This is a genomic window from Paenibacillus sp. J31R122, assembly GCF_056269185.1.
Genome location: NZ_JBWDNM010000004.1, coordinates 118,639 through 143,958, shown reverse-complemented (window position 1 = coordinate 143,958; position 25,320 = coordinate 118,639). Strand labels below are relative to the sequence as shown.

Here is a 25,320-nt window from a genome sequence, read left to right as displayed (position 1 = left end):
GAGCATGAATGGATCAGAAGTCCATCGTCTCCTCTTCAAACTGCTCAACTGATACATTTTGTATCATTGTTGATAACATTTTGTATCTGGCAGTACGGTTGCCTCATGCCCATCTTACGATCTCTAGCGCCCGATAAAAACAACAAAAAAACGAAAAAACTACAATTTCTTTATAATCCATTCACCAAAAAATGTACATTTGCGAATGACTAAAAAACGTGTGCTATCGGAAAACTTGAACATAGAAACGGTTAAACCCCCATATAGTGGACACTCCGATGACATTTGCCGCCGGCTTCCTTCAGATTCCACCTCGCGATGGACACCCTTGCCTTAAGCTATGGCTACTACTGCCTTCACCATTCGGGACTTGAACCCTAGAGATAGCGCCCATGCTGGGCGCACAAGAAAAGGGGAAGGCATCATGCCTTCCCCTTTTCGAAATTAACCCAGTATCAATCTAGCAATAGCTGCAAGATCCTCGATGTCTATTTTTCCGTCCTGTTTCACATCCGCTTTTTCATACAGAGCCCAGTCCGCATCAGCATCAGTCTTTCCATAGCCTGCCGCGACGAGAGCGAGATCACCAATGCTGAATTTACCGTCTCCATTCAAGTCGCCAACTGCCGCTACATTTACGGAAGCTGTAAATGCTTCCAATGCTGCCTGTAATTGAGCGATCGCTTGATCTACTTGATCATGAGTAGCACCACCTTGACCCGCTACTGCCTTAGCGCTATCAATTGCCGCTTGCATTATCGCTTTCGCACCTACTGGATACTGACCTATTCCAACTCCTTCTATCGCTGCATCATGCGATGCTTGCGCGTTCGTAACCAGCGCTTGCAATGCCGCTTTATCCACTGCGATAATTTGAATCGTGTACGCGGAACCATTGCTCACCGTCGTTTCGATTCCGCCAGCACCCGCAACAGCTACGTCGGTTAAGAATATCGAGCTCGTTACGTTTTGGCTAGCCTCCTTGGCCTTGAAGTTCAGTTTCAATACAGGAGCCGTGTGCTTTATTGCACTTCCGGACCCCTCACTTGCCATCAGAATGCGAATCTCACCTTCTCCTGCTTTCTGCCCAACGATCGAAAATCCACTTTGCAAGGCATCGACTGAAAGGAATTCTACTTGGGATGGATCATAATGGATCGTTTGATCCAGTGCATACACGAATTCTGCAACATTGCTCAACGTGTAGGTCACATCAAAGGACTCGCCCGCAATGACGCTAGCGTCTCCGGTAGCCGTTAGGATGTAGCTACCTGCCTCGACATTTGCTGTAACTGTTATTGTTGCTTTAGCTCTTGCTGTTGTTCCTTCAACTGTGCCTGCAACAGTGAACACACCCGTTTTCTCTACCATGTCCAGTGTGATCGGATTCCAGTTAACATCAGCCATACCGGTAGTCCCATCGTTGTATACGGCTTCCACCTGTGCAGGCAGTGCTGGGATTTCGCCTTGCTTCGTATCCACATTGACCGATTTGTAATCTACGATAGCCTTCTCGAATGTATCCTCTGCCTCGAACACTTCAAATTCCATGAGCCCTGGATTGTAAGCAATCTTCTTGATCGTGAGCTTCATCCAGCTTGTGGTTATCGGCGTTTCAAAATCAACGATATTGTCTCCGCTGTACTTTAATCCCGACAGCTCTCTCGATCCGCCTTCCCATTCAAGCTTGGCATTCGTGAACACGTCGTTAGGTGAATTTTCCCGTTCCACGAGATTGATGCTACCGATCTTTACTTCGCGATCGAACGTCAGCTTAATCCAAGGATCGCCCAGATCGCCCTTGCTGGCCCAAGGCGTCGCCCGGTTCCCATCGATGGCATAGCTTTCTGAATAACTGCTGCTGAAAGACGAGCTTGCCGTCACGTTCGACAGCGGTGCGATATTGCTCCCCGTTATTTGTATGGGCACCGGACGGCTGTCAACGGTCACCCCGTCCAATGTAGCCTTTACCGTAACCGTTGCTCGAAATCCGTTGCGAATGCTGCCATTCACCACAATCGTATTGCTACCTTCAACGACGGATAACCTCTCATCGCTAAATAGATATTCTATGGTAGCTTTAGACAAATCACCTTTTTCTCCTGTGTTTAACAAGCCTTCAATAACAGCAACGATCGGGTCATTAGGTTTAATTGTCGTTTTATTCAGCGTAACGCTGACCTCGTCTAAATAAGAACTCATATAGAGATGGCCTGACTTATCAACATATAAATAGGCCACTTTCTCCAATGAACGTCCGCCAATCATTACCTTTATCTTCAGTTTGGCCATGCCTTCGGAAACAGCCGTTATCAGGTTGGAATGATCCACCGCAACGACATCCTGATTTTCACTTGTCACCACGACCTCGGCATTTTCACCGATTTGCTCCCCCGCGCCAGTGTAAGCCTTAATGTCATATTTCCCTGTCGTCGCGTTCACTGGTTTGAACTCGTATTCGAAGCTATCGAACAAATTGGACTTATCGATTCCGTTCACAGCCACTTCTAGAAAATCCATCGTCGATCCGTTCGAGCCGCCCTCCAATACGAATTTGACATATTGCGCCGAAGTGTTTACTGGATATTGATTATAGAATCCGAAATAAGCTTTCCCCGTCGGACCATTAACGGTACTGACATCGTTCCAGATCGTACCATCCTCGCTCGTTTGAATTTTAATCGATTTCGGCGTATTGATATAGTTTTGTTCCAACGAATTAAAGTGGATATTGATGTTTGTAATTTCGGACTTAGTCGGTAGCTTAAATTGAATCCATGCCTTTTCACCTGCAGCAACGGACCATTTTGATTGATCATAATGAATGCCGTCGATGGTTTTGCCATCTACCAAATGTTCTACCGTAGCTTGATCATGGCTTGCTGTAATTTCGGCAGACTTCGCAAGATTGTTGTAAGGAAGCACATCCATGAAGACTTTATTGGTCGTAAACGTCTTCCCCTCTAACGTAACATCCGCCCATACAACGCCCTTCATCAGTCGCTCGACATACGGCGTGATCATTCCATTTTTGTTGAAAGTAAAGGTACTTACTTCTTTGATCGAAACTGGCTTATATTTGTCCGCCGCTTGCACGTCAACGATGCCGCCGTGCCACACGATTTGTGCCGCATCCAATCCGATGGCTCCGCCTTTCGCTGACCTGCCCTCGATCTGATAGCGGAGTGTTTCTAATGTGTTGAACTCACCGTATGATTCTTTGCCATTGACGAGCAAAGTTGCCGCGATCATACTCTCGCCCACATAAATTTTCCCTTCACTTGCTGTTACTTTCAATGTATCTTGTTTAGTAACTCCCTCATAAGTACCGCTTACCATAATGGTTGTTGTTCCATTCGATACCGAAGTTACGATTCCGTTATTATCGACGGCCGCTATGTCAGCATTCCCGCTATGGTAAGTTAAACCGGAAAGCTGAGCTTTAAGGGCCGTGAATGTCATATATCCCTCGGTGTTGATTTGGAGTGACGAAGGCGATAACTGCTCGCCCGTCGCATTGACATTCGTAAGCGTATAATTGCGTTCACGATTATCCGTTACAATCTTGATGATCGTATCCACTCGGTCTTCCTGAACATTGTCAAGATGAATAGTCAAGCTATCTCCATTTTGCTCAAACGACGTTACCGGAATATCCTCGTTTAGCCATGATACAGACGTCACTTTGTCTTTAATCGGACGAATGGTTAAAGTTTTATCAGCAATGGCGTTAAATCCTTTTTTGCCGTCAGGCCCTTTTATAATATGCAGGTAAATATTATTGTCCCTGTAGGTTGCATAACCCCATTGCGGTCCTGTTGTACTGTTCGGAAAAGCGAACTTCTCATAATTCCCTTTGCCATTGTCTTCGTAGCCATAGCCCGATAAGAAATATGGCTCCGTGCCCGTCATAGACTCGTGCCTCTCCGGCTTACCCTCAGGCGCAAACCAGCTCGCAAGCCCTTCACGAAAATCTATATAATCTTGCGATTGCTTGGGATATATGGTTGCAACATCTGCCGGAGAATCCCAGTTCGTTCCACGGCCACCAATTGGCGCCTGATCGATATTAGTAACATACCCTCTGCCGACATCCATGATCATTTCTTTGGCAACCAGGAGGTAATCATCGCGTACAGCATAATACGGCGAATAATTGTTCCTTGTTGGTTGAGGCTTCCAGGATTCCACAACCGTACGCTTTGCTAGGTAATTGCTTTCCGTATTGGAAAAGAGTCCTGACTCAAAAGTTCTCAAGTCAGCATCACCGAAATCGCCGCCCCAACCTGGATTCGTATTACTATTAACGATAATGTCATCACTGTAATTGCGTATATTACTGTACATCACGTCATAATTGGCGTTGGGCATTGCCTGCGGACCATCAAAGTAAAGGTATGCTGGATCGTATCGCAAAATGAGGTCCTCCACGTTCTGCATAAATACATCCGTAGAAAAATGTTGTAAGCCCCCGCCTTCGGTTGCGTAATAGAGGCCGAATTTCATGCCATGACGTTTTACAGCTTCTTCAAACTTTTTTAATCCATCTACTACCTGGCCACTCTCATCCTTAGGGAGATATTTTTGTCGATCATGCTGCGGATCCGCAAATTTGGACGGCCAATAATAATTTTGTTGTAAAGTTTCTACTGATACTAATGAATGCCCCTGCCGTTTTGCTCTGTCTGCCCATAAATCGGCCGAGAAATTTGGATCTATAAAATAACTATATACAGGGCCGGTATGAGTTAAAGCCCCTACTCGCCCTTCTTCAAACCATTTATTAGGGCGTTCTTTGACAGTAATGGTCATATTCTTTCTCGCCGTATTTCCATCACGATCCGTTACCTGCACAGTGAAACTATAGTCTCCGGGTTTCGTGTTGATCCCAATGATACCTTTGTTGCTATTTAGGTCAACATTTCCGTTCACTAGTCCATCCGCTATGGTGCCATCTGCGTTTAATTCCAAGCCATCAGGCAATTTGCCGTCTACGAGTGTCCACGTATAACCAGGCTGTCCACCGCCCGCCATAAATTGGAATGCCGATGCTGAAACTCCATATTGTTTACTGTCCTTCGATTTATTCCATACATAAGGCCATTCCTTGTATCCAATCGGCATAGTATGAGTTGGAAGTGATTCTTCCAGCTCATCTTCGGTTGAAAGGCCTTGAGTGACAATGTTTAAAGTTTCACTTTCACCTTCAACTGAATGGATTAGACCGCTTATTTTATTTCCGTTTTGATCCGCAATTCGGCCATAAAACCCGAGATAGGCTACGTGCTGGTCTTTCCCTATCGGAACATTGTTGCTATTCACATCTTCTGTATACGTATGTTTGATTTGAACCATCAGCTTATTCCAACCCTTTTTCAGTTGGACAGCTTGTTTGGTCAAATCCTTTTGGACTTCTACTGGTACGGAAGGTGCTGTTACACATTTATCATTCACATACAGTCGGTATGAGCCACTGGCGCCAACATTGAAATAAGCCTGTTGGTCAACCGGACTATATACGTATGTATGTGCGTTTACATACTTATTTTTCGTATCGATTCCTTTTTTCACTGTATAGTAACCATACAAATCCTGATAATCGTCATAGTTTCGGTTGTAAATCCGATCATCGAAATATTCCCATTTGTGACTTTCACTGTCGCTATCAACACTTAATTCATCACCGAGTCTTGGACTAACTTGAGCAGTATTAGGATTAGACTCAGAACTAGCCCTGTTGTAAATCTCAATTTCAGAAATTCCGTGGGCATCTAGTAAAGGTGTAAACCCTTTATTGATTTCAACTTTCATTTCTACTACATTGTTTAGCACAGAGGGCATCTTATAAACAGTTGGCTCAGTAGGTTTATTCGATGTACTGTTAACTTGTCCGGATTCTATTTTGCTGCCGTCTTTAAGCGTAAAAGTAATATGATACCAACTGTTGACGAAACGGGGTTCGCCCCATTGTGCAATACTAACTTCGTTTAAGTCGATAGGATCCTCCCACTTCAGATTTACCCATGGACTTGGATCATACTGTGTTACCCATTGATTTCTCGTGCTCCCATCTACGAGATAAGATACTGGATTTACAGATAGCGTTGATGATGAAGCTGTTAAATCAGACGCTAGTGGCGCCAAGTTTATAACTTCCCTCACTTCACATGCGTAAATGTTGTCCACAACAGGTGAATCGAAAGGCCCTGACACTAGCCATGAGTTGATAAATGGGGCATTTCCCGGCACTTGTTGTGCGCTAACCTTTGTACCGGGATATGCAATGAATGATGTAACCAGCATGGTGGCTGACAGGATGATCGCAGTGAACTTACTCCATTTTTTCACTATATTTCCCCTTCTTTCTCCGTTTTCTTCAAGATCATCTTTAAAATATAGCCCCCTCATCACAATCCAAAATCACTTGTTTGATGAGGAGCTCCTTGGCTTCTGTAGCCCATGGTGCGGTTTGAATTGCATTCCGTGAATTTTTTCAGCTCCCTTCAATCTGTACGTAATTTTCCCCAGTGCCGATGTAGGTCCTATCAGAATCATGTTGTACCTCAAGATTAATTTCGTCCCAAGATAAAATAAACTATAAAATTCGTAATAACTCCATTTTATAGTTCAAACCCTCTCCAATAAGTAACAAAAACCCTATAAAATAATGATACATATATGCTGTTACGAAAATTCGTCATGAACGAGTGAAGCTGCCGTCAGTTTTCGAAGCTTTGATTGATTCATCCTATCGATAAAAAAAGAAAAGGGAGGCACTGAGCCTCCCTTGTTCCTTCTTAGCGCAATATCAATCTAGCAACAGCTGCGACGAGATTTCGTTTAAACCGGGTTAGATATTCACCTCAATGTCAGCCTATCTAGGAGGGATTACTTACTTTCTCGTTTCTCTCCAAGCATCCAATTGTTTTTGCTTCTCCGCAATGAGCGTGTCAGCGCCTGCTGTTTTCAATCTTTCCAAGAATATCGGCAAGTACTTGTCAGGATCAACGGAACCGCTGGAGAGCGCATAATACAGCTCATCGAAGACAGAGTCCACGTTTGCCTTCTCTGTCTTCACCTGCGTAAAGTCAAATACGAATCCCAGTACATTGGAAGGTACAGCATTTTTATGTAGATCGACCCACATATTCATGAACTTGTTGTCGACCTCTCCGCCTTTTGGATCTCCTTCGAATAAATACGAGAGCGACATATTGCCGAATTCCCAAGGGGCGAACATTTGGTAACCGCCTTCTTTTAACGTTTCAATCCGATTTTCTGCAACTTTCATGTAATGCTTGCCTTCCACGCCCCAAACCAGCGTATTGTAAATGTCCTTATCCGTATTTAACAGATTAAGGAACATTATCGCCCTTTCCTTATTCGGAGAGTTGGCGGAAATCGCTGTCATCGTGGAAGTGGCCTTATCAGTCGTCAGCCGCGGCTTCACTAACTGGAAGTCGTAAGACTGTGTATCTGGATTAGGACCAGACATTCTTCCGGACGCTTCCATACCGGCTCGTTCAAAGGCCAAGGTATCGATATCTATCTGGCCTAATTGAAGCGCGTACTTTCCTGCTTTTCGATCTGCAGTAGTTTCTTTTAAGGATGAGGCATCTTTCCTTAAATACCCTTTGGTGTACCAGTCTCTCATCATCGTTAGATATCCTTTAAATTCCGGAGTCTCGTACTGGTTGATCACCTTGCTGCCGTCTTTTAAGTAAATATCTCCCGGCGTCTTGGCATCACCTAGCGCTTCCAGGCCGAACATAGGCGGAGCGTACAAGAATGGATCGATTGCATGGTTATATTCCCAAGGGATGAGATTCGGCTCGTTATTTTTCACCGTTTCAAGGAAAGGCGTTAAATCTGACAATTGCTTGACAGATTTCCAGTCAAGTTTATACTTGTCTGCAACGGCTTTTTGGATTAAATAGCCGTATCCTGCTGCTGACTGCTGGAACACTGGCACACCGTACACTTTCCCCTTTACTCTAGCAGAATCCCAGAATATGTCAGGAATCCCTTTCTTCATATCAGGAGCATATTGGTCAATTAACTCATCCAGCGGCGCATATACTCCATTCGCCACATTCTGAAAATAGTTGTTAATCCCTGCAGAGGTCCAAGCCAGATCGTAGGCTTCACCGGAACCCATGACGAGTTTCATTTTCTCCTCGTATGCTCCCCAGTCAATCAGCTTTAGATGAACCGTGGCGTTAATTTTCGGCTGAACGAGCTTGTTCAAAGCATCCTCTACCGTCTGTAAATCCTTCTGTGGCGAGTTCGGGAAGTAATACGTGAGCTCTACCTGCTTCAAATCCTCATGCCCCTCTGGAATTGTGTTCGCCGGCTGCTTCGCGCTGGCACCAGGTGAAGCCGTGTTGGATACGCAACCCGAATGTATAATCGAGAATGCGGCGATGACGCTAACTACTTTTTTCATTTTCAGCATTTTTACAATGGCCTCCAGCTTTTTTTATATACTTAACGGAACAATGCCGGGTAAAGCCCGACTTTACGCTTTCACAGCTCTCAAGGTAAGTCCCTTGACGAAATACTTCTGCAGAAAGGGGGACGTAAATCTCCAATCAGTATTACTTGTCGTCTAGCATCTTTATTCAATTACCCGTTTCCTTTTAACGACTAATCCGATAAAATAAACCTGTCCTGACATGATAATTACTCAAAGTGAGGTGATCCAATTGGACTTGGTTTCCTTTAAACCCCGAGCAAGCATTTTCAATAAAATGCTTATTTCCTTCGTAGCGATTATAATTGCTTTGATATTGCTCCTGTCCTCCATACTGTACTATAACTACTCTTCTTCAACGATCGGACTGCTTAAAGAAATGAAGACCGACATATTATCTAAAACAAGCTACAGCGCCGTCTATTTGGATACGATCGCCAAACGATTCTGCCAATCGCTATCATTGAATAATGCCATCATCGCCTTCGCCAACAGCAATACGGACGACATTCTGATCACCGGCAAGGCCATTCGCACATTGAGCGCCCATGCCATCCCGAATACGTATATCCATTCCGCCTACGTCTATAATAGAAAAATCGATATGATGATTGCCACGCCAGCAGACACGTTTTACAGCAGTACAGATTTCTTTGACAAGGAAATAATTCAGTTGCTGAATAATCCACAAAATATCAAGACGCCGGGCCTTTACCCAATTCCAAGAACCATCCCCCATAGTAAGGACGAAAGCTCGAAATATACAAACGTATACACTTATATTTTGTTCGATACGAACGATAATCGGGAGAAATTCAACAACGCTATTGTGTTGAACGTGGATGCCGATTTCCTAAGGATGACGATCTCCTCTATGGACACCAAGATAAATAGCGAAGGTAATGAACTTTTAGTTGTAAATGAAAGCGGTGTTATCGTCAGCCACTCCTCAGATGACATGTTCATGAAAAACATCGCGGATGAAAACTATTTCAGAAAAATTCACTCTTCCGCGGATTCTTCTGGCACATTTTCTGACGATCTCCATTATAAAAAACACGCCATTTCCTATGTTACCTCTAAAGATTTGGGATGGACATTTATTAGTACCACACCGTATGAATCTGTCTTTGCCAGTGTTCAAAGAAATCGGACCGTAACCATTATATTTTGTTTGATTGTTCTTCTTCTAAGCTTGTTTTACGCCTTTCTTGCTTCCAAAAAGCTGTATCGTCCGATCGGTACGCTTACGAACGGCATTAAGCAAAGACTAAGCCCGGATAACAAGCCAGAAAATAATATGGACGAGGTCGGCTTTATTGCCAGCGCTTTCAACGGCATCATCGATAAAACAACTTCCCTGGAAATTACAAAGCGAAACAATACGCCTCTCTTAAGAAATGATTTTTTAAAAAACATTTTGAATGGACAGGTAGTTCTTCCTCTTGGAAAACCGGCTGCCGCTAAGAAAGAGCTTAACATCCATCTGAATTTCGATCATACCATGTTTTTGTATATTCTAAAGATCGATTTTTATAAAACTTTTGTCAATAAGTACAATGAAACGGACAGGCACTTGTACAAATATGCGATTGCGAACATTGCCAAAGAAGTTACTTCTGAACACTTTAGTAACGAAGTTATCGATACCGCCGCCGATCAACTTGCAGTTTTGGCGGATATTGGAGAGTTATCGGAAGACCCAGACGAGATACACGATTCTTTTCATTCGATCGTTACCAGAATTCAGATCTACGTCAAACAACATTTTAATATTTCATTGTCGGGTACGCTTGGTTTTACGATAGAGTCGCCTGAACATGTGAATTCTATTTACGAACAAACACTTAACCTTTCCATGTATAGGATCAAATATGGGCATTCCAGCATCATTACGTCGGACATTTTAAAGGAAGTGAACAGCGAATACTTTATGTTCCCGACGTCCAAGGAGAAACAACTTATAGATTCACTAAAGCTGGGAAGAGGTACAGCCGCGAAAGATATGTACAAGGAAATTATCAAATCAATCGCTCATTCTTCCTATGATAATATTATGAGCTCGTTCATTTACCTGTTTTTTTCCATTTATAATTCGTTAAATCAAATAATTGAAGGCAGTCCAACTAAATTCAACACTATTTCCATCGATTTTCTTCATAAAGCAACCGGGTTGGAAACACTAGAAGAGATGGATGAGACGTTTTTCGGATTAATTGATGAAATTATCCTCTTAAAGGACGGAATGAAAGACAAGAAAAAGAATGAAATTGTAACTCGTATCAGCGAACTCATCAATGAAAATTATTCAGACAAAAACCTGTCTCTAAATAGCTGTGCAGAAACCCTTTCCTTATCACCAGATTATCTTGGCAAGTTGTATAAAAATTCTACTGGCAAATCCGTAGCCGAAACCATTATAGAAGTCCGGATGGAGAAGATTAAATACTATTTGGAACAAAGCAACCTAGCGATCAACGATATAATAGAGAAATGCGGTATGGAAAAATCAAATTACTTTTACACCCTCTTTAAAAAGTATTTCGGATATTCGTTAACAGAGTACAAATTAAGGAATGTCAAGATCAATGATGAGTGATTCCTGTATGGTCCAAAAGCTTCTAGGCACTCAAAAAAGTAAAGGGGAAGGCATCATGCCTTCCCCAATTCGAAGCGGTCGAACTAATGAGACTTGTCGATTCCATTTATAGCCACTTCGAGCAAATCGATCGTTGAACCGTTTGATCCACCGTCGAAAACGAGCTTCACATACTGAGCTTCGGCAATTAACGGAAATGAGTTGTAGTATCCGAAATAAGTGACACCCGTCGGGCCATCAACCGTCCCGGCATCCTTCCATTCCATGCAGTCAATGCTCGTTTGAATTTTGATTGTTTTAGGCGTGTTGATATAACTTTGCTCTAATGAATTAAAATGGATATTCACATTGGCAATGTCAGACTTTGCCGACAGCTTGAATTGAATCCACGCATGTTCGCCAGCCGGCACCGACCACTTGGATTGATCAAAATGAATACCGTCAATCGCTTTACCATCAACCAGATGAACGACGGCATCTTGCTCGTGACTAGTCGTAATTTCAGCTGTCTTCGCAAGATTTTGGTGTGGTAACAGGTCCATAAACACTCGATTTGTCGTGAATGTTGTGCCGTCAACCGTTACATCGGCCCAAACAACTCCTCGTGCAGCTCGTTCTACATAAGGCGTTATGATTTCATCGGAATTAAACGTAAACGTATTTACTTCTTGGATCGCGACAGGCTTATATTTATCGCCCGCTATCAGATCGATAATTCCGCCATGCCATTGAATCTGTGCTGCGTGAAGCCCGATGGGTCCGCCTTTCGACGATCTACCTTCGATCTGATAGCTCAGTCCTTCTAATGTGCCGTACTCGCCATAGGCTTCTTTTCCATTAATCATTAACGTTGCACCTATCATTGTTTCACCACTATAAACTTTTCCATCTTTTACTGTTACTTTTAGCGTATCTTGTTTCGTTACCCCTTCGTAAGAACCACTTACCGTGATGGTCGTTGTTCCGTTCGATACCGGTGTCACGATACCGCTGCCATTAACCGTCGAAATCCCAGTATCCGCACTGATGTACTCGATACCGATAAGCTTTGCTTTAAGCGCAGGAAAGGTCATATACCCTTCAACATTCATTTGGAGCGACGAATCGGTTATCTGTTTCCCCGAAGCAACGACATTCGTAAGCTGGTATTTGCGATCAGCATTGTCGGTTACAATCTTGATGATCGTATCAATCGGATCCTCTTGAATAGTAGCCAGATTTATAGTCAGACTATCGCCATATTGTTCAAACGAGGTTAACGATACATCCTCATTTAGCCAAGTAACCGCTGTCACACGATCTCTAACTGGGCTGATCGTTAATACATTGCCCGCAATAGCACCAAATCCTTCTTTGCTGTCTGGGCCTTCCATAATATGCAGGTAGATATTGTTGTCCCGATAGGTTGCATAGCCCCATTGCGGGCCTGTCGTGCTGTTCGGGAAAGCAAACGAATCATAGTTTCCTTTTCCGTCATCCTCATAGCCATAGCCTGATAAGAAATAGGGCATTGTGCCGGTCGTGGACTCGTGTCTTTCTGGCTTGCCTACGGGAGCGAACCAACTTGCAAGCCCTTCTCGAACATCGATAAACTCTTGAAGCGATTTGGGGTATCTTGTTGCAACATCCTCCGGAGAATCCCAGTTCGTTCCACGGCTCATTATTGGCATTTGGTCATTGTTGTCCACATAACCTCTGCCGGCATTCATGATCATTTCTTTAGCGACCTGACGGTAATCATCGCGTTTCGCATAGTATTGCGTATAGTTGTTCTTCGTGTGAACGGACTTCCATGGCTCCATAGGAGTACGTTTCACAAGATGATTAGCTCCTGTGTTTTCATAAATATGGCTTGCTTCTTCCGTTCTTAAGTCTGGGTCGCCATACTCTTCACCCCATGCATTGGAGTTGATAAGAATTTCATCGCTATAATTGCGTATCATACTGAACATGACTTCAAAGTTGGCATCAGGCATCGCTTGGGGACCATCAAAGTAAAGGTATGCCGGATTATATCGCTGTATAAGATCCTCAACATTTTGCACAAACACATCTGTAGACCTGTGTTGCAAACCTCCACCCTCAGTTGCATAATACAAGCCAAATTTCATACCATAACGTTTTACTGCTTCTTCAAACTTTTTCAATCCATCTACCACTTGACCATGCTCATCCTTCGGAAGATATTTTTGCCGGTCATGGTTCGGATCCGAAAATTTGGACGGCCAGTAATAGTTTTGTTGCAGCGATTCAACCGATACTAATGAATGTCCTTGTCTTTTCGCTCTCTCTGCCCATAAATCGACGGAGAAATTGGGATCGACAAAATAGCTGTAGATTGGACCGGTATGTGATATTGCGCCTACTCGTCCTTCTTCGAACCATTTATTCGGACGCTCTTTAACGGTGATCGTAAAATCCTTAATCGCTGTATTTCCATTACTGTCGGTTACTTGCACCGTGAATGAGTAATCTCCCGTTGCACAATTGATGCTAATAATGCCTTTGCCGCTGTTCAGATCGACATTTCCGTTCACCAATCCATCAGCAATGGTACCGTCCGTATTTAATTCCAAACCGTCAGGCAATTCTCCACCGATAATTTGCCAAGTATAACCTGGCGCACCTCCGCCAGCCATAAACTGAAAGGCCGATGCAGAAATTCCGAATTTTTTATCTGATTTAGATTTATTCCATACGTATGGCCATTCTTTATAACCAATCGGCATATTGTTGGTTGGCAGTGGAGTTGGAACCGCATCGCCTGTTGACAGACCTTGGGTCACGATTTCCAGCGCATCGGAATCCCCCGCTACAGAATGTACAAGACCAACCAGCCTATTGCCGTCAGAATCCGCGACTCTCCCGTAAAAGCCAAGATAGGCGACATTCTGGTCTTGCCCGATCGGAACGTTGTTTGCGTTTACATCTTCCGTATATGTATGCTCGATTTGAACCATCAGCTTATTCCATCCCTGCATCAACTGGATGGGCTGCTTGGTCAAATCCTTATGTACTTCCACTGGCGTGGTCGGTTCGGTAACGCACATGTCGTTGACATACAGCCTATACGAACCGCTGGCACCGACATTGAAATACGCTTGCTGTGCTGCCGGACTGTATACATAGGTGTGAGCGTATACATATTTGTTCCGTGTATCCATGCCTTTCTTCACCGCATAATAGCCGTACAAATCCTGGTAATCGTCGTAGTTCCGGTTGTATATTCTATCGTCAAAATATTCCCATGCTTGGCTTTCGTCTCCAAAGCTTAACGGTTGGCCGATTGTCGGCGTTATCGCAGCGGCCCCCTCCACTATAGCCGACTCGAAAGGACCAGATATCAGCCATGAGTTAATAAACGGAGCCTTAGTGGATTCCTTACATTTATGAACCATTACTTTTTTTCCTCCCCTTAGCTTCAATAATTGAATTGTATTATTTCGTCAAAACAGTCCTAAACATTACATACATAACATGGTTTACCTTTAAATACAATACTACATTTTCAAGTCATGTTTAATGCCATGCTACATTTTCAGTGAATAGCGGAAGTCCGCTTAGCCTTCCACTCTTGCAATCCAAAAAAAGCCTTCAAAACCACCTGTCTAAGCGTGGAATTGAAGGCTTGAGTTACGATTGTATTACTTCCCATTGGCAATACGCCATTCGTCCAGCTGTTTCTGTTTTTCTGAGATCACCTTATGGACGCCGGCAGCTTTTAATTTGCCGATAAATTCGGGATAGGTTTTGTCAGGGTCGGCCGTCCCTGACGTCAATGCGGACAAATATTGATCGATCACGCTATGACATTGCTCCATTTCCGATTTGACGGCTTCCGGATTAAATGTGAAACCAAAGATCGGGGATACGTCGGAAGTTTTATTCAATTGATCCCACTTCTCGGTCGCATCGTCCGTATCATTCTCCGTTTCCCATAAAATCAAATTGTTCCCGAACACCCATGGAATATTCGGATTGTATCCGCTATCTTTGATGCGTTCAATGCGTGTATCAGATATTTTCTTATAATGAATGCCTTCGATCCCGAAATTCAATAAGTTGGCAACCTTCGGATCGTTGTTCAATAGCTCAAGAAACATCATTGCCCTCTCAGGATTCGGGGATGTGCTCGAGATAGCCGTAATCGCAGCCGCAGCGCGCCCCGTCGTTATGATCGGCTTGGTGAAACGCTTCCTGTACCAATCGACGCCCGTAATCGATCTTAGTACTCCGAGTACGGAAGGATCTTCCGTCGAATCGAACGTCTGATAAGCCGGCATCACGATTGCATATTTGGCCGCTTTCCGGTCGGCCGCAATCTCTTTCGTCGTGGAAGCATCTTTGCGGAAATACCCTCTCTCATACCACTTTCTAGAACGAGCGATAAACTCCTTGAATTCCATCGATTCGTACTGATTCACGACATTCAAGTTTTTATCGTTCAAGCGGACCCAGCCGGGCATTTTCTGATCCCCGATAATGTCGAAGCCGTATAGCGGCGCCGCCCCTACAAAGATGTCCCCGGTAATTGAATACTCTAACGGAAACTTGTCCGGCTCGCCTTTTTTCACGGCTTCCAGCAGAGGCTCCAGATCATCGGGAGTTTTCGCGTTTTTCCAATCGAAACGGTATTTGTCCGCTATCTCTTTCTGCACGTCAAATCCATAGCTCGTCGCCATGATTTGGTAGTTGACGACTCCGTACAGCCTGCCATCTATTTGAACCGCGTCCCAAATGTTAGCCGGCACCCCCGACTTCGTCCGGGCGCCATATCGGTTAAGCAATTCGTCAATCTCGACATAAGCACCTTTGGCCGCATTTTGAAAGTAGTTATTGATCCATGTCGACGTAAACGCCAGATCGAACGTTTTTCTCGAAGCGATAATCGAGTTCATCTTTTTATCGTAATTACCCAGATCGATCGCATTCAATTTCACGGTGGCATTGATTTGGGGCTTAATTAATCTGTTCAGCTCATCGTTGACTGCCTGCAAATCCTTCTGGGAAGGCGCGGGAAAGTAATAATCCAACTCCACATACGGAAGTTCCTTCGGGTTTGTGCTATTTGTATCTTCCGTTAACTCCGCAGGTTTGCTAGAAGCGCATCCCGAAAGCAATGAGGTTACTGTGAACATAATGGTTAATATCAATTTTGGCCGTAACCGATGATTTCGAGGAATTTTAGATCGGTGTTGACACCGGAGCTGCACGAGCTTGTGTTCGAGTGTGTTTCGCAAACCAAGACAGGCGAAGAAAGGGGAGAAACTAGATCTCTCCCCCATTTCATTACGATTCATCCTGAATATTGCTACTGCGACCTAAGAATTTAGCGCGGCGTTATATTATTGCATGATCGCTTTGGCTACGATTGCAAGGTCTTCGATGTCAATCTTGCCGTCTTTATTTACATCCGCTTTCTCATTCCAGCCCGCTTGACCTTGCTGTGTGCCGTACGCTCCTGCAACGATAGCCAAGTCTCCAATAGTGATGCCGCCTTGACCATTTACATTTAGATTAATTCTCTTGCTTTCAAACACTTTAACGGCTTCTTCCAATGTGTCTATCGCATTGTCCACCTGCTGCTGAGCGGCATTCGGATCGTTTGCTGTCGCACTGGCCGCATCGATGGCTGACTGTAATTGGGATTTGGAGCCACTTACATACTGTCCGTCGCCAGTTCCTTCCGTTGCCGCATTGCATTTGGCCTGAGCGCTTGCGATAAGAGCATTCAAAAGCGACTTGTCTACGGCTGTACTAATTTGTATCTCTCGCGAAGCTCCATTGACATTCAATTCAGCCCCTTGTCCGTTGCCAATGACAACATTGTCTACCGAAATGGTCGTAGGAACTGTCTGCGCCCCAGCTTTGACCGTAAATTTGAATGCCAACAACTCGCCTTGAGCTGGCACCCCTTGGTTCGCACCCGCGCTGGCTGCAATAATCCGGATAGTCCCCGGCGCTGCTTCCTTTTGATCAATGACTTTAAATCCGTCCTTCAGCGATGCAATCGAATCGAGCTGCAAATTCGCCGGATCATAGTGAAGAGTCAAATCTTGAGCATACATATGCTGGTATTCACTTTGCGTAATGCTGCTCAACCCCATCGCTACATCAAATGTCTGGCCAGGGCTCACATTCTGTAAACCTGTCAATGTAGACTGAGGCATTGTTGTCGCAGGCTTCACTGTCACGCTGATGCTAGTTGTCAATAAATGGTCACTGTTTTTCACAAGATCAGTTTCGATAAGAGTACCCAATACAGTATAGACTCCTACTGCATCTGCATTAAAGGTTGACAGATCCCATGTTACCCCTAATTCAGTTGTAACATCCTGCTCCAGTTTGACCTTAACTACCTTAGGAAGATCATCGAGCGTAATGGTTGTTCCAAGTACAACATCTAATTCATCTGGTTTCATAACTGATACTACCTTATTCGGGATAACGGTTATTACGCAGGTGTCGGTAAAGTTACCGTCAAGGCTCCTTGCTCGTATTGTTGTATTGCCCAAGCCATTAGCTGTTACTACACCATCCTTGTTAATCGTTGCTACTGAAATATCCGATGACGACCATGCAATCAGTTTGTTTACTGCGTTGTCTGGTGTAACCTGCGCCTTCAGTTCGACATTTCCAAACGCCTTAACCGTTGCAGTCGTCTGTACAATATCAATACCAGTCGCCGGAATGCCATGTGAGCCGTAAACCTCTAATTCACTAATCTGCAAACCAGGTTTTCCAACTTCATCATTGGCAGTGCCAATAACCTTAACAAATCTACCAGCCGAACCTTCAGGCAAAGTAACTGTTACATGGTTCGTATTTTGTACAAATTTATAGGTTGCCTTTTCTACCGCAGTTGTAAAGGTTTTACCGTCAGAGCTTAGTTGAAACTCGATCTCTTGAGTTCTGGTTCCCCAATTGGCCGGCAAGAACATTTCAAACCGCTTCAAATCATAAACCTTTTGCAAATCCAGAACGACTATATTGGGAAAGTTTTTAGAACCTCCATCAAAGAACGTGTTTTTGTCGCCATCTACAGCAGAACTGACAGATCCATAATATGACATGTTATTTATACTTACTGGTTTTTTAAGCGCCAGATTTATTCCTTCAATCCCGCCATCAGCGCTCTTGGTACCTATGACCTCAAGCTCGCCAACTTGTGCGAAGTCTTTGTCGCCCGTATTAGCATAATACTCCAGCTTGATGTGCTTTGCCGTTACCGGTTTATCTAACATTGCGGTTACGATATTGCCATTCTTGTCATTATCAAACAGATAAGCAGCCTTTGGAACTATCTCCTCAAAATCCGTGCCATTATCAGACTTTAGAACCCTGAACTCCTGAGTTCTGGGACCCCATCCACTATTAGGAAGCTTTATAGCTATAGAATAGACCGTGGAAGCTTCAACCAAGTCAACAGATAACCAGTTGGGAACTGTAGACGTAGCTGCTTTACCGGAGCGCCAGAATGTTGTTCTGTCTCCATCCACCGAGTTTCCTTTAATACCAAATCCAGCTGTCTCTGAATCTACTGTCACCGATTTGTTTTTGGAGAGATTAACGAATTGAACCCCTGACGTAGGTGTTATGCTGTCCAGCTTAAAGCCAGCGAATTTCTCCTCCTTAACAAATTTAAGTGTTTCTCCGCCATTGAATCTAGCAACGACACGAGCCTCCTGCCATAAGCCATTGGTTTCATGCAGTTCAATAACTCCCAACTTAGTATCACCATTATAAATGGCCACACTTGTATCGGAATCGGCCTGATATTTCACTACAAGCTCTTCGCTAGCAATCATGTTGCTGTATTCTGCAGTATCCCCAACTTCATTAAACTCCACAAAAACTACAGAGTTTTCCATATTCATATCCGCTCCTGATACGGAGCTGAAATGCTCTGCTGGAAACTCTACATTTAGTTGCATCTCTTTTCGAGGAGCAGGGTTGACGATAATTTCATTCCATACATTACTCTCCACTCCGTTACGTACAGCTACTACTGTTGCGTATACTTCCCCTTTCGCTGGGATGTAAGCCCTATCAGAAGTTATACCTGATTTTTCATTCGTATAATTCCCTGAAGAATCTCCGTATTTGATCGTGTATGAATCCGCACCCAAAACAGGCTGATAAATAATAATGGCTCCCCCACCAATTGGGTTTGAAACTTTTACAGTAGGTGCTGCTGGTTTAGCTGACGTTGTGAAGCTATATACACCAGATGAGCTTTCCGTCCTAACACGTTTAGTAATATCATTCTCCTTGTTTGTTGCCGAAACACGCCAATAGTAGGTCGTATCTGGCTTAAAAATATTCGACTCAAAGGTGTAGGCAGGTTGTGTTATTGTTTCACGCTTTACCACAATATTCCGAAATTCCTTATCGGTGGCTACTTCTAATTCGTAGAAGAATGCACCTGGTTTTCTCTCCCAACGTAAGTTGTCTCGCTGCTCCATGATCGCATTATTAGCAGGATAAAGGAGCTTAAAATGATCAGGAACACCATTCGCTGTAGTAGTTATAAAGCTGTGCGATTCTCCGTTCATTTTTCTTGTGCCATTAGCATTTACTGCAAACATTCTTGCATAATAGCGGGTTCTTGGCTTCAACTTTTCTTCCAGAACTATGCCGACTGTGTCTACAATGGCACCATTGGTAGGATTGCTGATTTCCTTGGTTAAAGCAATATTAGAAAAATCTGACTCAGTAGACAGCTCCAACACATATTTCTGGACATTGCGGGATTTAGACCACAAAAATTTCGGTGATAATGCAACATCATTGGCACCATTAATAACTTGTAATAAAGTGAAGCTTCCAGGAACATCCACGTTATTTTTAACAGTAAATGAATAGTACATATTGTTGAGAGGTGCTCGATCTCCATTAGCATTGTGAGCCTTAACTGTCCAATAATACATATCATCAAGGTCTAATGGTTTCTCAACCGTGTGGCTCTCACTTGTTATACCGGATTTTTCATACACAATATCGGTCATTTTCTTATCTCGTGCAACAGTTAGCGTATAAGAGATCGCCCCTTGAGATTTTTGCCACATTAGAGAAGGGTTACTCGTCACAACAGCATTGTCATCGGGTGTTTTCAGATAAAAATCGGAAGGAACACTATTGTCGGTTTTAATGACCAGCATATAAATGTCATGAGGCGCAAAATCTAAAGTAAGATTAGTTCCAGAAACGGTATCGATAAGTTTAATTCCTTCATTTTCTGGCAAGTCATTTACTCTTTCCTTAATATTTGCTCCCTGATTTGCCGCTTTTGTAACTTTATACTTATCGACCTTAACATTTCCGTTAAAAGGGAGTTTTGAAAGTACTAGATCCACTGTTTGTGTACCTGAATAGCCTATCAACACCTTGGCTTCTCCCTTTTCCTGATCTACAGAAGCTATGTATGGCTCCTTAGTATCATTAAGAATCCTTTCCCCACTCATGGAACCGTATGCGGAGGTATGCCACCATTCCGGCATTCGATAATTTGGGTTTTCTTTCGTTTGATCTGTTCTTATCATATCGCTTAGGCCATTGGGATAGTTCCAAATACCTCGTATAGCTTCATCTACACCGCTTCGGTCAAACTTGGAGATGATATCCAAGTTATTCGCTCCATGTTGCCAATCCCACGCATACTCCTCATAGTAAAACTTGGAGTTACCCACTATAGGATACTCATCCAATTTCTTCTTAAGGGTGTTGACGATGCCAGGAGCATCGTCCATAAAATGCCACGACAGTGCCTCTACTGGAATTTCCCGTTTTGCGCTATCTTCAATTAGCCTTAATGCCCGATTTACAGCGGTAGGATCCTGTAATGAAGGACCAATAAGACCTGCGTTTGGAAGAATATCTTTAATGGCATACCATGCATTTTCATGCATATTTGCATATAGTGCAGGATCTGCATAAAACCCCCAATCTTCATTCCATACATTAAACTCATCGACTGTCATGTCATTATCTTTCACATATTGAGCTATATCCTTAACCCACTGTTTCCATAGCTCCATATTTTTAGGACGCCCTTGAGCAAGACCCGTATGGGATATCCACGACGGGTTATATCCCATAATTGGATAATAGTCTATGCCGAGCTCATCTAGACGAGCCACGCCATCCTTAATCCGATCCAGACGGTTGTTCTCGTTGGGGAGATAGTCTTGTTGCTGTGCCGGGTTATTGGTATTCCCGTTATTCCCCAGTAGGTTCTGTGTCTCTATATCATCTCGCACCATTCTTGCATGTAGAGGCAGTATTCTTCCATCGGGTATGTCTTCGTTGGGAATAAGCAAAAAACCACTCTTGGGTTTCATCTCACCTACAGTCTTACTAAAATCAATATCAATCACTTTATTTGCCGCCTGGGCAGTTCCACCAAAAAAATTAATGGAAAGGCATGCTGATAATGCAATCATTAAAAAACGTTTAAACAACTTCATATTCAATCACCCTTTCTTCGAATCAAGCGTATTATCCACTTCCATGCCACCTACCACAAACAATCGTTTCTTAAATCCCCCCTTTAATACCACCTCCTTTCAGGGCAAAATGTTGTGTCGTACATTAATTCCGAATAGACCTCTAATTAACCCCAAATCCAATCCGAACAAATCCAGTTTCAAATCCGTAAGCAAACAATGTTTGGAAACGCTTGCAACATCGCTCACTTTAGGAAAAACCACCATTTTCTTGTTGGATCTAACCCACTATTTACAAGACAACAACCAGAAACGCCATATTGCAATCGATCAAGGCAGCCTGCTGAATTGACACCAGAGGCTGCGCCTTGATCTTAGTACCAGAACAATCTATTTCTATAGAAGAATCTCGCAGCGATGACCTTGCGCAATCAAGCCATGGTACCTGTGAACCGCCGCGCTATCCAACCGTTTTTATGTACAGCGGTCAAAACTTGCTGTTCCTTCTTCATTGTGTGAATGACATTCCCCGCGATCTTCACCTCATACATGGTCTGCTCCAGCGGCTCATAAAGCGAACAACTGATACCATTCTCCTGATCAACATCCGGTGCATATACGACAAAACGAATTTCCGTCCAATCAAGAAACGCGGTTGAGAGGGCGGCTTGCATATGCGGGATGACCGCACCGGATTTGACTAGTATCACGATGGGGAGTCGATTTGTCGCGATGCAGTGCCACTCTCCACCTCGATAACTTTTGCCTGTCTGGTAATCGAGCCAATCCCCTGGGGGTAAGTAAACTTGCCTACTATCTGACTCTTCGAATAACGGAGCCAGGAGCAAATCCACTCCGAACATGTACTGATCCTCGACAAGCCATGATCCGGGATCATCCGGGAACTCGAAGAATAGAGCCCGCAGCATCGGGTAACCGAACTCGGAACTGAGTTTGGCTTGCGTGTAAATATAAGGCATGAGCTCATACTTCAATTCAACGACACGACGGAACAAATCCATGAATTCGGTGCTATACGCCCATGGCTCTCTTGGCGGCGCCCCGTGGCAGCGGCTATGCGATGTCAGCAAGCCGAACGGAAGCCAGCGACGGTACAAGTCCTCCGGACTGCTATGAACAAAACCGCCGATGTCATGACTCCAGAATGTAAAGCCGCACAAGCCGAGCGACAAGCCCGCCCGCAAAGTCGCCATCATGGCACTGTTCGTATTTTCCGCATCTCCGCCCCAATGGATCGGATAACGCTGGCTGCCGGCCCAGGCGCTTCTAGCCCAAATGATCGATTGTCCGCTTACCGCTTCCGTTATTTCTGCTGCTGCGCGATTATATCGCAGTGGATACAAATTATGCTCATGAAATCCGCTTTTCCCAGAAGCGTATTGTCCGTTCAACGGTGCGCCTTCGCCGAAATCGACTTTAATCGCTCCTACACCAAGCCGGAGAAGTCCGGCCAATCGTTCCTTATACCAGGACACTGCTTCCGGATTACTGAAATCCAAAATAGCGTCATCAGTAGGGAGGCGACCATCCGTTGTCAGCACGGCATAGCCATTGTTCACTATTTCTGGGAATAGCTCATTCGTCGGGGTGAAATACGGCAACTGCCACAAGGAGATTCGATATCCTTGCTCCTTCAAATCACTGATCATGCGCTCCGGATCATCGAACCGTTCTTCAGAAAACTTTGCTCATCCAGCATGAGGGAAGATTTGATCTCACTTTTCATACCCTGACGTGAATGAATTTGAAGCCGAACCGTTCTTTCACTCAAGAACGACAGTTTGAACTCCGTTTCTGGTATATTCGGATATTCGTCGGGAAACTCCCAGGAAGGTGTTTCGGTAAACGGGAAATCGATTTGATTAAAGGAAAGTCTTGCTTTACGCATATATCGCTTCCACTCCATTGAGCCTTTGGCGCTTTCAGGATCAAATGAGATGACTCGGGAAGCAAAAAAATAAGTGTCGGCACAATCTTCAAAATTTGCGCTCATGTCAATGGGTTCGTTTAAACCGGTAGACTTATATATCATACTTATCCTATCCTTTCACGGCGCCGTTCGTCAGACCGCTGACGATGTATCGCTGAACGAATATAAACAATAAGGCGACTGGAATAATGCTGACCGTACCGAAGGCCATCGTATTATTCCAAGAGGTGCTCTGAAAGCCCAGAAAATTATAGATCCCAGCCGTAATCGGTCTAAGCTGTTCCTTGCTAATAAAGGTCATGCCATAAATTAAATCTCCCCAAGCAAACAAGAAGGAAAACACTGCGGCAACCACGATGCCTGGAACTGCTATTGGCAGCATGATGCGGAGAAATGTGGTCAATGTGTTGCATCCGTCGATTTTGGCGGATTCCTCCAGCTCCTTCGGCAGTGTGGCAAAGTAAGTTCTTAACATGATGACAGAGAAAGGAATGCCTGCAGTCGTATTAGCCAAGATCGTACTCCAGTAGCTCGGACCGATCAACCCTAATTGCTTGAACAAAATGAATAATGGCGTTAAGAGCAGCGAAGCTGGCAGCATCTGTGTGACCAGAAACAACAGCACAAACATGTGTCTGCCAGGAAAGCGGAAACGGGCAACACCATACGCAGCCGGAATGGACAACAATGTCGAGATGATTAGCGATCCAATGGATATGAACAGGCTGTTGCGGAAACCTGCCATGATGTCAAATGACGAGCCCGATAGCTGCTCCGTATACGATTTGATGTATAGGTTGTGAGGAAACCACGTCTGAGGGCTCTGGAAAATTTCCGCCTCTGATTTGAACGATGTCACAATCAGCCAATAAAGAGGGAACAAAAATACCGCGACGATGACAATACCGACTAGAGACAATAGCCATGGAGCATGTTTATGCAGCATTTTCATCCTCGTTCCTCCCGGCTCAGCAAACGCATATATAGGATGCATACGATCAACAGCACAAGAAACATCACGTTGGATACGGCAGCTCCCTGGCTGTATTGGAATTGCTCAAAAGACAGCTTGTAAGCAAACGTAGACATCATCTGGGTAGCATTAATCGGACCGCCGTGCGTGACGATCAACACCAAGTCGAACACCTTGAAGGTATATATGAATCCAAGCACCAGCAATGACATGATGGTCGGTCTCAATAACGGCAATGTAATCCGAAAAAATCTTTGAACCGCCGTCGCCCCGTCAATCGCCGCGCTTTCGTAAATATCCTTTGGAATGGTAGTCAGCGCTGTGGTCAGCAAAATCATATTAAAAGGAATACCAACCCATGTATTGGCAAGCACGAGCGTGAACATGGCTATTCCCCCGTTAAGAAGCCATTCGATCGGTGTTTCTATCAGATGTAACCTAAGCAGCGTATCATTCACGATGCCATCTAAACTAAACATAAATTTAAACATCATCGCCGTAATCGTCGCCGGCAGCAGCCAACTGATCATGACCAATCCTCTTAACTGCTGCGCTAAGTGAAATGTGAGAGAGAAAAGCATCGCGAATGCCAGCCCAACAATAAATTGCAAAATTAAACATGCTGCAGTGAAAACGAGCGTATTTATTAGAACTTGCGTCAGTGTGCCTTCACGAAATAATTCGATGTAATTCTGAAATCCGACGAATGACTGCTCACCCGAAGAGATATTCATCACGTTAACATCGAATAAACTTAATCGTATATTTTCCACAATGGGATATCCAACAAAAAAAATCATGTATGCCAGAGCTGGAATTACGAATAAATATCCGACCCCATATTTTTTCACCATAGTCATGTTGTTCACTCCTTATAAA

At 44.1% G+C, this 25,320-nt stretch carries 10 protein-coding genes; 1 reads left to right on the top strand and 9 read right to left on the bottom strand.

Annotated features, from left to right (window positions below; genetic code table 11):
• Nucleotides 1-444 precede the first annotated feature (444 nt).
• Together AC0YN7_RS08745 and AC0YN7_RS08740 are read right to left on the bottom strand one after the other, a co-directional pair.
• The gene (locus AC0YN7_RS08745) at nucleotides 445-6,348 is read right to left on the bottom strand and encodes a discoidin domain-containing protein (protein WP_475809590.1); all 5,904 of its coding nucleotides are present in this window, start codon (nucleotides 6,346-6,348) and stop codon (nucleotides 445-447) included.
• A 544-nt stretch (nucleotides 6,349-6,892) separates the two neighbouring features.
• On the bottom strand, nucleotides 6,893-8,455 hold the full coding sequence (locus AC0YN7_RS08740; protein ID WP_475809589.1) for an ABC transporter substrate-binding protein: 1,563 nt from the start codon (nucleotides 8,453-8,455) through the stop codon (nucleotides 6,893-6,895).
• A gap of 250 nt (nucleotides 8,456-8,705) precedes the next feature.
• Here AC0YN7_RS08740 and AC0YN7_RS08735 point away from each other — a divergent pair, with 250 nt between their 5' ends.
• Complete coding sequence (locus tag AC0YN7_RS08735) at nucleotides 8,706-11,072, top strand: AraC family transcriptional regulator (RefSeq protein WP_475809588.1); 2,367 nt, start codon at nucleotides 8,706-8,708, stop codon at nucleotides 11,070-11,072.
• Between the two features lie 83 nt (nucleotides 11,073-11,155).
• On the opposite strand, the gene AC0YN7_RS08730 is transcribed toward AC0YN7_RS08735, so the two are convergent.
• The 7 genes from AC0YN7_RS08730 to AC0YN7_RS08700 form a co-directional block, all read right to left on the bottom strand.
• On the bottom strand, nucleotides 11,156-14,470 hold the full coding sequence (locus AC0YN7_RS08730; RefSeq protein WP_475809587.1) for a putative Ig domain-containing protein: 3,315 nt from the start codon (nucleotides 14,468-14,470) through the stop codon (nucleotides 11,156-11,158).
• Between the two features lie 246 nt (nucleotides 14,471-14,716).
• Nucleotides 14,717-16,225, bottom strand: coding sequence for an ABC transporter substrate-binding protein (locus tag AC0YN7_RS08725; RefSeq protein ID WP_475809586.1), 1,509 nt, complete (start codon nucleotides 16,223-16,225; stop codon nucleotides 14,717-14,719).
• A 192-nt stretch (nucleotides 16,226-16,417) separates the two neighbouring features.
• Nucleotides 16,418-21,538 (bottom strand): discoidin domain-containing protein, encoded by a 5,121-nt coding sequence (locus AC0YN7_RS08720; RefSeq protein WP_475809585.1) that lies wholly within the window; start codon nucleotides 21,536-21,538, stop codon nucleotides 16,418-16,420.
• A gap of 410 nt (nucleotides 21,539-21,948) precedes the next feature.
• Nucleotides 21,949-23,187 (bottom strand): TIM-barrel domain-containing protein, encoded by a 1,239-nt coding sequence (locus AC0YN7_RS08715; RefSeq protein ID WP_475809584.1) that lies wholly within the window; start codon nucleotides 23,185-23,187, stop codon nucleotides 21,949-21,951.
• On the bottom strand, nucleotides 23,184-23,570 hold the full coding sequence (locus AC0YN7_RS08710) for a hypothetical protein (protein WP_475809583.1): 387 nt from the start codon (nucleotides 23,568-23,570) through the stop codon (nucleotides 23,184-23,186). The genes AC0YN7_RS08715 and AC0YN7_RS08710 overlap by 4 nt, the downstream gene beginning before the upstream one ends.
• 7 nt (nucleotides 23,571-23,577) lie before the next feature.
• On the bottom strand, nucleotides 23,578-24,420 hold the full coding sequence (locus AC0YN7_RS08705; RefSeq protein ID WP_475809582.1) for a carbohydrate ABC transporter permease: 843 nt from the start codon (nucleotides 24,418-24,420) through the stop codon (nucleotides 23,578-23,580).
• Nucleotides 24,417-25,301, bottom strand: coding sequence for a carbohydrate ABC transporter permease (locus AC0YN7_RS08700; RefSeq protein ID WP_475809581.1), 885 nt, complete (start codon nucleotides 25,299-25,301; stop codon nucleotides 24,417-24,419). Before AC0YN7_RS08700 ends, AC0YN7_RS08705 begins: the two co-directional genes overlap by 4 nt.
• Nucleotides 25,302-25,320 lie beyond the last annotated feature (19 nt).